Annotated in this window: 14 protein-coding genes and 1 other RNA gene; 6 read left to right on the top strand and 9 right to left on the bottom strand. The window is 43.1% G+C overall.

From position 1 onward, the window contains the following. Window positions 1-73 precede the first annotated feature (73 nt). Window positions 74-2,224 carry an NADPH-dependent 2,4-dienoyl-CoA reductase gene (locus tag AO382_RS06255; protein ID WP_064619145.1) on the bottom strand — a complete coding sequence of 717 codons (2,151 nt, stop codon included), beginning with the start codon at window positions 2,222-2,224 and terminating at the stop codon, window positions 74-76. A gap of 264 nt (window positions 2,225-2,488) precedes the next feature. On the opposite strand from AO382_RS06255, the gene AO382_RS06250 reads away from it, so the two are divergent. The 6 genes from AO382_RS06250 to AO382_RS06225 all read left to right on the top strand — a co-directional run bounded on the left by AO382_RS06250 (window position 2,489) and on the right by AO382_RS06225 (window position 9,326). Then, a complete protein-coding gene (locus tag AO382_RS06250; protein WP_064619142.1) occupies window positions 2,489-2,818 on the top strand; it encodes a TIGR01244 family sulfur transferase in 330 nt (109 codons plus the stop codon). 148 nt (window positions 2,819-2,966) lie between these two features. Beyond that, entirely contained in the window at window positions 2,967-3,755 is a 789-nt protein-coding gene (map, locus tag AO382_RS06245) for a type I methionyl aminopeptidase (protein WP_064619139.1), read from the top strand. 119 nt (window positions 3,756-3,874) lie between these two features. Further along, the gene (glnD, locus tag AO382_RS06240) at window positions 3,875-6,625 is read left to right on the top strand and encodes a [protein-PII] uridylyltransferase (protein WP_064619137.1); all 2,751 of its coding nucleotides are present in this window, start codon (window positions 3,875-3,877) and stop codon (window positions 6,623-6,625) included. 117 nt (window positions 6,626-6,742) lie between these two features. Continuing rightward, the gene (locus AO382_RS06235; protein ID WP_064619135.1) at window positions 6,743-7,585 is read left to right on the top strand and encodes a WG repeat-containing protein; all 843 of its coding nucleotides are present in this window, start codon (window positions 6,743-6,745) and stop codon (window positions 7,583-7,585) included. Window positions 7,586-7,613: 28 nt separating this feature from the next. After that, window positions 7,614-7,972: a transfer-messenger RNA gene (gene ssrA / locus AO382_RS06230) on the top strand. 193 nt (window positions 7,973-8,165) lie between these two features. Beyond that, window positions 8,166-9,326: a tyrosine-type recombinase/integrase gene (locus tag AO382_RS06225; protein WP_064619132.1), complete on the top strand. Its 1,161-nt coding sequence runs from the start codon at window positions 8,166-8,168 to the stop codon at window positions 9,324-9,326. Between the two features lie 36 nt (window positions 9,327-9,362). Here the strand turns inward: AO382_RS06225 and AO382_RS06220 are convergent, their stop codons facing one another. The 8 genes from AO382_RS06220 to AO382_RS06190 form a co-directional block, all read right to left on the bottom strand. After that, entirely contained in the window at window positions 9,363-9,545 is a 183-nt protein-coding gene (locus AO382_RS06220) for a hypothetical protein (RefSeq protein WP_064619130.1), read from the bottom strand. 136 nt (window positions 9,546-9,681) lie between these two features. Further along, window positions 9,682-10,239 (bottom strand): hypothetical protein, encoded by a 558-nt coding sequence (locus AO382_RS06215; protein WP_064619128.1) that lies wholly within the window; start codon window positions 10,237-10,239, stop codon window positions 9,682-9,684. Next, complete coding sequence (locus tag AO382_RS06210; RefSeq protein WP_064619126.1) at window positions 10,236-10,631, bottom strand: DUF551 domain-containing protein; 396 nt, start codon at window positions 10,629-10,631, stop codon at window positions 10,236-10,238. The genes AO382_RS06215 and AO382_RS06210 overlap by 4 nt, the downstream gene beginning before the upstream one ends. A gap of 210 nt (window positions 10,632-10,841) precedes the next feature. Then, window positions 10,842-11,324: a hypothetical protein gene (locus AO382_RS06205; RefSeq protein ID WP_064619123.1), complete on the bottom strand. Its 483-nt coding sequence runs from the start codon at window positions 11,322-11,324 to the stop codon at window positions 10,842-10,844. Next, window positions 11,321-11,539, bottom strand: coding sequence for a hypothetical protein (locus AO382_RS06200; RefSeq protein ID WP_147286449.1), 219 nt, complete (start codon window positions 11,537-11,539; stop codon window positions 11,321-11,323). Before AO382_RS06200 ends, AO382_RS06205 begins: the two co-directional genes overlap by 4 nt. Then, window positions 11,536-11,667 (bottom strand): hypothetical protein, encoded by a 132-nt coding sequence (locus AO382_RS11295; protein WP_258865250.1) that lies wholly within the window; start codon window positions 11,665-11,667, stop codon window positions 11,536-11,538. Before AO382_RS11295 ends, AO382_RS06200 begins: the two co-directional genes overlap by 4 nt. 51 nt (window positions 11,668-11,718) lie before the next feature. Beyond that, complete coding sequence (locus AO382_RS06195) at window positions 11,719-12,051, bottom strand: hypothetical protein (protein WP_064619120.1); 333 nt, start codon at window positions 12,049-12,051, stop codon at window positions 11,719-11,721. Then, the gene (locus tag AO382_RS06190; RefSeq protein WP_064619117.1) at window positions 12,048-12,242 is read right to left on the bottom strand and encodes a hypothetical protein; all 195 of its coding nucleotides are present in this window, start codon (window positions 12,240-12,242) and stop codon (window positions 12,048-12,050) included. The genes AO382_RS06195 and AO382_RS06190 overlap by 4 nt, the downstream gene beginning before the upstream one ends. Between the last annotated feature and the right edge of the window lie 71 nt (window positions 12,243-12,313).

Here is a 12,313-nt window from a genome sequence, read left to right as displayed (position 1 = left end):
TGCCTGATAAAATCTCCCAAGCTATAAAGCTTTGGGAGATTTTAATATGTTAAATGATTGAAAGATAAGGATTTTATAATCTTACAGCCAGCTCAAAACCTTCTCGAATGGCTCGCTTGGCATCGAGTCGAGCAGAAGATTTGGCACCACCAATCACCTGATAGTCTGCCTTGGGCGTGTCGCCAAGCTTTGGCATCAAGTCATTGACGGATTCTTGACCGACGCACAGCACAACCGTATCGACGCGCAGAAGTTGGGATTTGCCATCAATAGTGACCCACAAGCCTTCGTCGGTGACTTTATCATAATTAGCGCCTGCAATCTGAATAACGCCGGCTTGTTTGATGGCGGCTTTGTGCACCCATCCGGTGGTTTTATTTAATGTTTTACCTAGCTTACCTTCACTGCGCTGCAGCAGATACACTTGACGCGCAGGGCTGGCGTAATTGGGCTCAACCAGCGCACCTTTGGGCTGATAATGCGCCTGCTTATCCACGCCCCAATGTGTAAAAAATGCATCGGCATCCATTGCTTTGGGCTTATAAGTTGCATCATTGACAGCATCAGATACACTGCTGCCATGCGTCAAAAATTCAGCCACATCAAAGCCAATACCGCCTGCGCCAAGCACTGCTACACGTTCGCCTGCAACTTTTTGACCGGTCAAAAGCTCGCTATAGCTGATCACTTGTGGCAAATTTGCACCTTCAAGTGTAGGCAGCATGCGTGGAACCACACCTGTAGCAATAATCACATGGTCTGCCGCTTGTTGATCGAGCATGGTTTTATCTACCGCAGTGTTTAGGTGTACAGTGATATTTAGGTGCTTGATTTGTTCGCGGAAATATCGGATCGTCTCAAAGAACTCTTCTTTGCCTGGGATCACTTTAGCCATATTAAACTGACCGCCGATGTGCGCGCGCTGCTCATAGATTGTCACTTCATGCCCACGACTGGCGGCAGTTACAGCCGCTGACAGACCTGCTACCCCTGCACCAACGACGATGATTTTCTTGGGCTTTTTGGTGGGCTTGACGCTGATTTCGCTTTCAAAGCACGCCAAAGGATTGACCAAACAAGAGGCGCGCTGATTGGCAAAGGTGTGATCTAAACACGCTTGATTACAGCCAATGCAGGTGTTGATCAGATGTGCTTGATTGCTTGCAGCTTTATTCACCCAGTCGCTGTCCGCCAAAAAAGGACGCGCCATCTGCACCAAATCTGCCTGACCGCTCGATAAAATCTCTTCGGCAGTCTCAGGCATGTTGATGCGATTGGCGGCAATCACTGGGATGCTGACGGCGTGTTTGACGGCGGCGGTGTAGCGCGTAAACGCAGCTCTAGGTACGCTTGTGACGATGGTGGGAATGCGCGCTTCATGCCAGCCGATGCCAGTATTAATGATACTCACACCTGCCGACTCTAGGGCTTGGGCAAGTGCGATCACATCTTGCATGGTCGCGCCATCTTCGACCAGCTCGATCATCGATAGGCGAAAAGTGATGATAAAATCCACGCCTGCTGCTTTACGCACTGCACGGACCACTTCGACAGCAAATCTCATGCGATTTTCTAAGCTGCCACCGTACTCATCTTTGCGTTTATTGGTGCGTGCGGATAAGAATTGATTGATCAAATACCCTTCAGAACCCATGATTTCAACGCCATCATAGCCTGCTTTCTTGGCAAGTTTGGCGGTATGGGCATAATCAGCGATGGTTGATCGGATGTTGTTTTGGCTCATTTGCCGCGGCTTAAACAGTGAAATGGGCGATTTGATCGGGCTTGGTGCCACCACAAAAGGATGATACCCATAGCGTCCTGAATGTAGAATTTGTAATAAAATCTTAGCGCCATGCTTATGCACCGCTCGGGTCACGCGCGCATGATGTAACACATCGCCCAAGCGATTGAGCGTGCCGCCCACAGGCGTCAGCCATCCTTCACGGTTGGGCGCGATTCCGCCAGTGATGATGAGTCCCACGCCGCCTTTGGCTCGAGCTTCAAAATAAGTAGCCAGCTTGCCATAATTATAAAATCTGTCTTCAAGGCCTGTATGCATCGAACCCATCACAACACGATTTTTGAGTGTGGTAAAGCCCAAATCCAGCGGCTCAAATAAATGTGGATAGTTGCTATCCAGGCTTGATGTTTGGGGATTGGTATCAGGTGCTTTGGTTGGGATGATGTTGGCTAGACGCTGTTTTAAAAATAGTAATGGCATGGCTAATCCCTATCCTGTGGCTTGTCATCCCGCTGACAGATGGGCAGCGAGACTTGCTAAATTTACAAAAAGTGATTTGTAATGATAATAATATCCCCCAAATTTTAGCATATTTTTAAGACAATCAAACAGGATTTTTGGCATTTGACTCATGGGTCATCCGCACCTGCTCGATCCTATGGCGTAAACAGTGAAATGATTTGCCAAATCATCCAAATCAGAGTAAGCTAATATTAAATTTGGTTAAAATTTTAAGGAAAAATTATGAGCGAGCCGATCACCATTTCAGGTCAAATCACCCCCGATGATGTCAAAGCGTTGGCAGATCAAGGCTATAAAACGCTGGTAAACAACCGTCCAGATAACGAAGAACCCAATCAGCCTTTATCGGACGAGATCGCCAAGGCTGCCAAAGAGCATGGCATTGAGTATCGCCAGATTCCATTTTCAGGCGGGATGCTTGAGATGCATCATGTGCAAGAGTTTGCAGATTTTTATAATCAAAGTCAGCGTCCGCTTCATATTTTTTGCCGTACGGGCAACCGCTCAAGTGTGATTTTGCAAGCAGCGCGTGAGCATGATTTGCTTGACTGATCCTGACATCTGATTCTAAGCCCAGTCTGATTGTGCGACTGGGTTTTTTCATTGGCGCAGCCATAGCTGATCATACCAAAGATGGCATCCAAATGACTTTTGCGGTAAAATAGATGACGAACCCATTAAGATACTAAAGCTAACTATGATGAATAAAAATATCCCGATTTTAGATGATGCTGCCATTGAGAAAATGAAAATTGCCGGCAAACTGGCTGCTGATGTCTTGGTGATGCTAGATGAGCACGTCAAAGTTGGCGTCAGCACTGGCGCTCTTGATGACATCGCACACCAATATATTCTTGATCACGGTGCTATTCCTGCCCCACTGAATTATAACGGTTTCCCCAAGTCGATCTGTACTTCAATCAATCATGTGGTCTGCCACGGTATCCCTGATCACGAGCGTTTGTTAAAAGAAGGTGATATCATTAATATTGATATTACGGTCATTAAAGATGGCTACTATGGCGATACTTCTAAGATGTGGATCGTCGGTCAAGGTTCGGTCATGGCTGAGCGCATTTGCCGAGTGGCACAAGAAGCGTTGTATGCAGGCATGAAAGTGGTTAAAAATGGTGCTCATTTGGGTGATATTGGTGCTGCTATTCAAGCGGTGGTTGAGCCTGAGCGTTTTAGCATTGTGCGTGAGTTTTGTGGGCATGGCATCGGTCAGACCTTCCATGCCGAGCCCCAAGTTTTACATTATGGCAAGGCGGGTACAGGCATTGAACTTAAAACAGGCATGGCATTTACCATTGAGCCGATGATTAATCAAGGCGTGTGGCAGACCAAAATCATGAAAGATGGTTGGACGGCTATCACCAAAGACCGTAAGCTATCTGCTCAATGGGAACACACATTGATTGTCACAGATAATGGCTGCCTTGTAACAACAGCACGCCCTGATGAGGATTTAAGCTTTTTAAGCAGTTGATTACAATCATTTATGGTCTATTCATCTTTATTAAGGCAGCTTGGGGCTGCCTTGATTTTTCTTGTGAGTAATGATGGGTTTGTGCTAGGATGACGGATATTTGATACGCTGGATTTATCATGCCAAATTCTACCGCCCAAAAATTTAAGCACTTAGCCAAAACCTGCCACCTAAATATTGCGTTGCCGCCAACCATTCAAGATACATTCATAAGCAGCGAGCTGATTCAAGCCTATCTTAAGAAATTAAATCAAGCCATTGATGATCAAGTCGTCGCTTATGGCATGCATGCGGTTCATCATATCGCCAATCTGCTCAAAGTGCGTACACTTGCCATTGATATCATCTTAAGGCAGTTGTTTGATTTTTATCAATTTCCTAAAGATTTTGCGTTATTTGCGGTGGGCGGCTATGGTCGTAGCGAGCTTTTGCCAGCTTCAGATGTGGATATTTTATTGATTGGTGATGAGATTGGCAAAGCCACCAAGCCGATTGAATCTTTTGTGGCGATGCTTTGGGATATTGGTATCACGCCTGCTTTTTCGGTGCGAAGTGTCGATGAGCTGCGTGTTGCCGTCAGTGACCAAACCATTGCTTCTGCCATGCTTGAGGCAAGAGTTTTGGCAGGTAATGAAGATTTATCTTGGCAACCAATTCAGGCGGTTAAAGAGGTTTGGGATATAGGGTCTTTTTATGATGCCAAAATGGCAGAATCAAAAGCACGCTATTTGGCACATAATGCGACAGAATATAATCTTGAACCAAACATCAAAAACGCACCTGGCGGGCTTAGAGATATCCACATGATTGGATGGCTTGGGCGATTTTATTTTGGTAGCTCAGATATCAAAGTGCTTGCAACCACTGATTTTATCAACGAAAACGAATGTACCATCTTGCAGGCAGGTCAGCGATATCTATGGTGCATTCGCCATCATCTGCATACACTGGCGGGTCGTGGCGAAGATCGATTGTTATTTGATTATCAAAAAGCCATCGCTGAGCGATTTGGCTATTATACACGCACTTTAGATACCACTCATCAAGATGTCACACAAGCTCTAGAGATAATGATGCGTGTGTATTATCAGCATGCCATGAAAATTGCAGCGTTTTCAGAGGTGTTGTGCAAATATTTTTATGAAAATTATTTGTCAGCTGCTGCACGCCTGATTGATATTGATGAGACATTTTATTTGATACAGTCTGGCTCTGACCATCAATCTAGACCTGCTAAAATTGCTATCCGTCGCCCAGATGCTTTTTCGGCAGATCCAGCCAATTTATTAAAAATTTTTTTGGTCATGGGTCAGAAGGGTATTCGTCAGATCGCAGCAAGTACACTGCGGGCAATTTACGCTTCAAGTGATTTGATTGATGAAGAATACCGCAAAAATCCTGTACATCGCCAATTATTTTTAGCCAATTTACAAGAGTTAAATTATCTGTTTCATCGCTTGCGTCTGATGAAGCGTTTTGGGGTCTTGGGTAATTATCTACCCGCCTTCGGTAAAATTATGGGGCTGATGCAGTATGATTTGTTTCACCGCTACACGGTGGATGCACATACCTTATTATTGGTGCGTATTCTGCATCGCTTTGGTGATGATCGTCTTAATAATCAAGATAAATACGGGCTGGTAGCTGAGATTTATCAAAGAATTACCCGCAAGGACATTTTGGTCATTGCAGCGATTTTCCATGATATCGCCAAAGGTCGAGGGGGCGATCATTCTAAGCTTGGGGCGGCTGATGCTTACGAATTTTGTTTGACTCATGGCATGAGTGAGACAGACAGTAAGCTTGTGCGGTGGTTGGTATTAGAGCATTTGACGATGTCGCTGATTGCCCAAAAGCAAGACATCAGCGATCCTGAGGTTATTGCTAAATTTGCCGAATTTACCAGTTCCATCACTCGGCTAAATCATTTGTATGTCTTGACTGTGGCGGATATGAATGCGACCAACGGCCAACTTTGGAATACTTGGCGAGCGACACTGCTTAAGCAGCTGTACACCAGCGTCCACCAAGTACACAGTTTGGGCGTCCATGTTGTTGACAAAGATCGTGTGATTGATGATAGAAAAAATAAAGCACAAGACTTATTGCCAATGGTGGATAATCACCGACTAAAAGCCCTGTGGGATGGTTTTGGGGAAGAGTATTTTTTAAAGCAAAAGCATAGAGATATTGCTTGGCAATCAGCCGAAATCTTGGCGGCAGAACATCGGCTAAAACAAGGCAAGCCAATCATCGCCATCCGAGAGCATAGCGATGTGTCCTTGCGAGGGATGCAGCTGTTGATTTGTGCACCTGATCAGGATAATTTATTTGCCACGACGGTTTGTATTTTGGATCAGTTGGGTCTATCGGTACTTGATGCGACAATTTTATCAGCCGATATTGACGGCACGAGTACAGCAGTGGACTCTTATGTCATTATTGATCGATTGTTGCCAACGGACAGTAGTATACCATTATTATTAAGCCCTGAACGCACCAATCAGATGATATCAGGGCTTGAACAAGGTCTCAAAACTGGTGGCGTGCCAGTACCTTCGAGAGTTTTTGAAGTGGATGGTAAGCTTAAACATTTTATCGTACCGACCCAAGTCTACTTTTCAGAAGCGACATCATTGGCACACCAAGGGCATCATAAAATGCACCTGATCACCAAAGATCGACCATCATTACTTGCCAAAGTCGGTGCAGTATTTAGCGAGCTAAATATTCAAGTACATGGCGCACGCATTACCACTTTGGGCGAGCGAGCGGAAGATATCTTTTATTTAAGTGGTTTGCATGGCGTATCTTTGAATGATGATGCGTTAAATCAGCTAAAATCTGCCATCATTCAGGCGCTTAGCTAAAGCAAGATGATGCTATGCATTTTCATATCATCAAACTCAATCATGGTGATGGTAATTTGATGGTTTTTATGCCAAAATAGCTGTTTAAAAATTTGCGCTCAGATTGAGATTATCGTCATGAATATCAAACCTACCATAACCATACTACCGATCATCGCTTTGATGATGGCTGTGCCTACATTGGCAAATACCATCAGCACGCACAGCTTTGATGACGATGATTTGCCGGCTTGTGCTGCCACGCCGCTGCCAGAGGATACTGAATTTGCCACCATTGATTCTGATTGTGGCTATTCTGAAGGGCTTGCACCCATCGTCAAGGCGGGTAAATATGGCTATGTCGATTCAACAGGTAAGGTCGTGATTCCTGCGATCTATCAAGAGGCTTATCCTTTTAGTGATGGTTTGGCGCTATACCGTCACCGTGATAAATATGGCTACCTAAATAAATCTGGCAAAGTCGCCATCCACCCGCGGTTTACCGACGCTTGGGGATTTTGGGAAGGGCGTGCTAAGATCGAACAGGACGGGAAATATGGCTTCATTGATACTTCTGGTAACATCGTGATACGTCCAAAATATGAGGTCATTGGCGATTGGTTTGAAGAAGGTTTGGTGCTATTTAAACAAAAAGATAAATACGGATTTTTAGACAAATCCGGCAAAGTCGCCATCCGTCCACAGTTTGATTCTGCCAAAGACTTTTCAGAAGGTCTGGCAGCGGTGACGATGAAGTCTGGTCAAACTGATGAATATGGCGAGCCGCTGCATAAGTACGGCTTCATTGATAAGACGGGTAAGGTGGTGATTGATATTAAATACGATTTAGCCTACGATTTTTTGTCAGGTGCTGCTTATGTGGTTGACGGAGATGAGGCGTATTATATTGATAAATCTGGCAACCAAACTGTCATACCACGGTATATTGATCCTAAGATAGACAGCTCTCTTGACAAATAAGTCTTTAGCTGATATAGTGAAGAATCTAGGGGATGTTCTGGCTTCGACGCTGGTAGCGAAACCTAATGATGCATGTCAAGAGCGTGTGACTCTTGTAAATCAACATACATTTAAAATAGTCGCAAACGACGAAACTTACGCACTAGCAGCCTAAGGGCTGCTTGGGTCGGCACAGATTGCCTTTGGTCTGGTTGCTCACCCAGATGCGAACGCACAAAGGATAGCCAAAATTAGCGTTGCGATGATTTTGGCGAAATTCTTAGCAAATCGTCCAATCCATCCTGACTGTCGGTTCGGTGCGGATTAAAGCCATAGACAGAATCTAAGCATGTAGATTCATAGATGTAGTGCTGGCGGACGCGGGTTCGACTCCCGCCATCTCCACCAAATAAAAAAATTAAAGAAAATCAAAGTTAATCAAACTTAGTTAAAAACCCTTGAAATTACTAGATTTCAGGGGTTTTTTAATGTACAATCTTGGCATAACTTAATCATGTAAAATCAATCTTAATCAAGGTTAATCAAATAAAAACGTTACATTTTTGGTACATTAAATGTAACACATAAACAGACTAAGACCATGCTAACAGATTCACAAGTTAAGGCACTCAAACCTAAGGACAAGATGTACAGTCTAGCCGATGGCGAAGGGCTATCTATTGATGTGCTACCAAATGGCAAGAAAAAATGGACGCTGTCATATCGTGCTCACGGCAAGCAAAGCCGTAAGCGCATTGGTGATTATCCAGACATTGGCTGCAAGGATGCGCGTCGCATTGCCCGCGAAGTCAAAAAAGAACTCACAGGCAAAGCCATAAAACAAAAAACGCTCAAAGAAGTTATCGACGAATGGCTTGCGCTACAGACGCCTTATTGGACTAGCGACAAGTACCGAGACACCGTCATTTATCGTTTGAATTATATCAGCGCAAACTTCGGCGATAGACTGCTAGATGACATCACACGTCAAGATGTCTCAGCGAGCGTTAAGGCTATCGTAGCCAAAGGCACACTTGAGACTGCTACGCGTGCGTTGCGTCTACTAAATTCTGTTTTTAATTTTGCGATTTCTAGCGATTACACAGACAAAAACCCCTGCATCTTGGTAAATGAGATCATACCACCACACGATGTGCAGCATTATCCAAGCCTACCAGTGGAAGAGATGCCTGAATTCTTTCGGCGACTTAAATTTTACAGTGCGCATCCATCCACCAAAACGGCTCTCATCTTGGCGTGCTACACAGGTGTGCGTATCAGTGAGCTATTGAACGCACGATTTGACACAGGCGAATTTGATTTTGACAATAAGATTTGGACTATCCCAGCGTTTCGTATGAAGAAACGTAAAGACTTGCTTGTACCGCTGTCTGATGATGTATTAGCCATTTTTAAGACGCTGTATGATACCCGCATCGACGATGGCTATTTATTCAAGAATCGTAATGACCCACGCCGTGCCATGACATCAAACGCAGTATTACAAATCATCAAGCGCCTTGGGTATGAGGGCGAGATGGTCACGCACGGCTTTCGCACACTTTTTTCCACCCACGCAAATAATAGTAGGCGTTTTCGCACAGAGGTTATTGACTTCCAGATCGCACATGTTAACAAGTCCACCAAAGCAGATGCCACCAGCAAGATTTATAATCGTGCCGAATATTGGGATGAGCGTGTTGAGCTGATGGACTGGTATAGTGAGGAAGTCACCGCTTGGCTTGGCGATTTTTGGGATTGATGCGCAAAATAAAGCCCCGATCATTCGGGGCTTATATTATAAAGATAACTCTTGCTTGATTGTGGTTAGGCTCTTGTGAGTGTAGCCTTTGTAGTGGCTTGTCTCACGGTCAGGCGGAAACCGCTTCATGTAGTGTTTTTTAAATGTGTTCACACTCATGCCAAGCTCTTTTGCGAGCTGGCGTAGCGAGTACCAACGGACTTGTGGTTGTTCTGTCATATCATACCCCTATTTCTTTGCTTTCGTCCGCTTGTTATTACGCGGGTTATGTCTTACGTTATTGCTTGGGATTTTAAAATTTCTTTTCTCAAAGTCATTGGCGAATAGTGAAATAAAGACGCCAGCCATATATGGTTTATTTATTCTTGCCATCATAACTCTCTTCAATTTCTTCAAGAATGCGATAATAATCGCTTGCTTTGATTTCTTCTGTGTGTTCGTAAATTTCCACAGGTCTGTTTTCGACTTTAAAAATAATTACATCGTCCGAAAAATCTATACATGGTCTGACAGAGTTCCAGCCGTGATTATTTTTTATAATCAGGGTGTCGAATTCATCATAAGAAAATGGTACCTGCAATTTTCCATAACCATTCAAGAATTCAAATTCTTCCTTGATATTCTTATAAAATGCACGACATGACTTTTTGGGAATGTATTGAATTTCTCCATCTTTGCCAATTTTGGTCTTGTAAAACTGCAAATTAGCCGTCGTTGGGTTTGCGAATGCTTCAAGATTTATACCATAAGTTCTAGAATTATGACCGATGCATTTTTCAAAACCTAAATCTTTAGCAAGATTGTTGGCTCTGTTAAGTACTGCCTGTCTTTTAGCTAATAAGCTCTGAAATTTCTCTAAGACTTGCTCATCTTCGATTTTGTAGTAATAAAACTTTTCTCTAGTTGTATTCATTCTTCAATCTCCTTTGGCAGGCGAGGGATCGGTAACCAGTATTTAACGTCTTCAAATTCAGCACCTATCATATCTTCATGCTCATCAAACAAAGCGATTGATGCGCTATAGCTATTGCCCTCGTCATCTGTATAAGGTGCTTCGTCTGAGATGAGATACGCAAGCATTAAATTCAGATCACCCCTACCGGTTAAATCAACAGCTACAAGTACTCTTTCGTCAAAGGTTGGTAACTCATCTTTAACACTGATCCAGCCCGTATCTTCATGCTTTTTAATAATATTAATAGCAATAGCAATACCAGCAGCCACTGATTCACTTTTCTTAGTATCCATAGCTGAGATATACATATGGTGGGTTTTGAGTTCACTAATCAGTTTTCGTTTGTTCATTGTTAGTTTCCTTTAGTGTTATGCTCATTTAACTCTTCAAAAAACCATTAGCAATAGCAAAGCCAGAGCATATGATGAGACATATAGGAGCGAGAATAAATGTACCTACAAGGTACACAGATAAAGCTGACATAGTCAGCATACCTAATGCACCCAAGAGTGAATGCAGTAAGGCACTAGTAAAATTTGAAACATTAAATCGCATATTACTTACTCATCTTCTAGTTCCAATTTACCCTCTCTATAATCTACAATGATTTTGCCTGTGTAGTTATCTAAAGGTATTACCTGATCATAGTCGTAGTTACCGTACTCACCAAAGAGTAAATTGTCATCATAACCTCTGACAATATCTTTAACTACATTATTAGGCAGTAAGATGTTACAGATAACATAAGTATAGCCATCATCAAGCATCTTTTTAACGATTGCAGCAGGCGTTGGTTTTGGTTCTTCAAACTGTATATGTGGATATAAATTCGTTAAAAGCTCATACTTAACCTGAGTTGCATGGAAGAGACTCTCAGTCACATGTATGTCCGCTCGCTTACCATTTAGCTCAAATACAACAGGACCAAATAACTCTATATCTACATAAATAGTATTTTTACCATGTCTTTTTACTGTTAGAATTTTATCTGACATAAGGGGATAGTAAACTCTATCTCCTTCTTTAAATAATTGATTGTTCATTCTTCAATCTCACTAAATCTTTCAAAAAACTTCTCTTGGCTTGGGTAAAAGGCGTAACTCATACGCACACCGTCATCCGCGAAGACAACAAACATCCCAATTTGCGGTTCGCTGTTTTGGTAGCTAGAATCAAAATCAAAATCTCTAAAATATTCAGTATCAAGCATTGGACGTGCTTTGACGACTCTTGTACCATCTGAGTATTTTTTCATCATTCTTCAATCTCCGTGATTTCATTTTCATTGTCATCAATTAGCTGTGCGCCGTGCCAAACATTGCCAACACCGTCGATGTACTGCACATTGCCGTCTTTATCATCTTTGATGCAGACAATCAGCGCCATGGCGTCCCAATCGTAGCGATCACCAACTAGGCAAGGCGCAAATTTGGCGGTCTATAGTTTGTTTTCGATGACTTGACGTGGTGTTGGTTTTGGCTTAGGTTTTTCATCCTCCAGCTCCTTGATTGCTTTTAACACCACATACTCCTTACCGAAATCCCTTGCAGCATCTGCAAGTTCTTCAAGCATGGCGACCAGACCGTGCCTATCTAGTGTTTTAACCAATTTCTCGATATCGCCATCTTCGCCAGTAACGCCTTTTAAGACATTAATTTTGTTTTCGATTGGAAGACAGTCAATAAGTTTTATCACATTTTCATCGCTCAAGCTGCTTGCGATATCTTCAATATCGATATCTACATAAGTATTGACTGAAATGTAGCTCATCTTGACCCCCATAGGGCTTGCTCATCCATCGACATTAGCTCTGCATTGCGCCACTCTTGGATCAGTGCGTCTTGAGCTTCGTTGTATCGTGTAATGGATCTGTCAATGCCTTGTACCGTTAGTTTGGTGACAAGTACTAAAGCAATCGCTAAGCTAACCATCAATAGCGGTTTGATGATGATCGTATTCATAAGATTCTCCATCGTTTGGGTTGATTATTTTGATGGTTATAAGTTTAACACATTAAACTTTTGTGTCAATA

Source organism: Moraxella catarrhalis (genome assembly GCF_001656295.1).
In the GTDB taxonomy this organism is placed as follows: Bacteria; Pseudomonadota; Gammaproteobacteria; order Pseudomonadales; family Moraxellaceae; genus Moraxella; species Moraxella veridica.
This window is presented reverse-complemented; position numbering and strand designations above follow the sequence as displayed.

What these genes read in the sequence shown, in the direction of transcription:
- AO382_RS06255 (WP_064619145.1), bottom strand. Translation starts at nt 2,224, where the DNA reads ATGCCATTACTATTTTTAAAACAGCGTCTAGCCAACATCATCCCAACC.
- AO382_RS06250 (WP_064619142.1), top strand. Translation starts at nt 2,489, where the DNA reads ATGAGCGAGCCGATCACCATTTCAGGTCAAATCACCCCCGATGATGTC.
- map (WP_064619139.1), top strand. Translation starts at nt 2,967, where the DNA reads ATGAATAAAAATATCCCGATTTTAGATGATGCTGCCATTGAGAAAATG.
- glnD (WP_064619137.1), top strand. Translation starts at nt 3,875, where the DNA reads ATGCCAAATTCTACCGCCCAAAAATTTAAGCACTTAGCCAAAACCTGC.
- AO382_RS06235 (WP_064619135.1), top strand. Translation starts at nt 6,743, where the DNA reads ATGAATATCAAACCTACCATAACCATACTACCGATCATCGCTTTGATG.
- AO382_RS06225 (WP_064619132.1), top strand. Translation starts at nt 8,166, where the DNA reads ATGCTAACAGATTCACAAGTTAAGGCACTCAAACCTAAGGACAAGATG.
- AO382_RS06220 (WP_064619130.1), bottom strand. Translation starts at nt 9,545, where the DNA reads ATGACAGAACAACCACAAGTCCGTTGGTACTCGCTACGCCAGCTCGCA.
- AO382_RS06215 (WP_064619128.1), bottom strand. Translation starts at nt 10,239, where the DNA reads ATGAATACAACTAGAGAAAAGTTTTATTACTACAAAATCGAAGATGAG.
- AO382_RS06210 (WP_064619126.1), bottom strand. Translation starts at nt 10,631, where the DNA reads ATGAACAAACGAAAACTGATTAGTGAACTCAAAACCCACCATATGTAT.
- AO382_RS06205 (WP_064619123.1), bottom strand. Translation starts at nt 11,324, where the DNA reads ATGAACAATCAATTATTTAAAGAAGGAGATAGAGTTTACTATCCCCTT.
- AO382_RS06200 (WP_147286449.1), bottom strand. Translation starts at nt 11,539, where the DNA reads ATGATGAAAAAATACTCAGATGGTACAAGAGTCGTCAAAGCACGTCCA.
- AO382_RS11295 (WP_258865250.1), bottom strand. Translation starts at nt 11,667, where the DNA reads ATGGCGCTGATTGTCTGCATCAAAGATGATAAAGACGGCAATGTGCAG.
- AO382_RS06195 (WP_064619120.1), bottom strand. Translation starts at nt 12,051, where the DNA reads ATGAGCTACATTTCAGTCAATACTTATGTAGATATCGATATTGAAGAT.
- AO382_RS06190 (WP_064619117.1), bottom strand. Translation starts at nt 12,242, where the DNA reads ATGAATACGATCATCATCAAACCGCTATTGATGGTTAGCTTAGCGATT.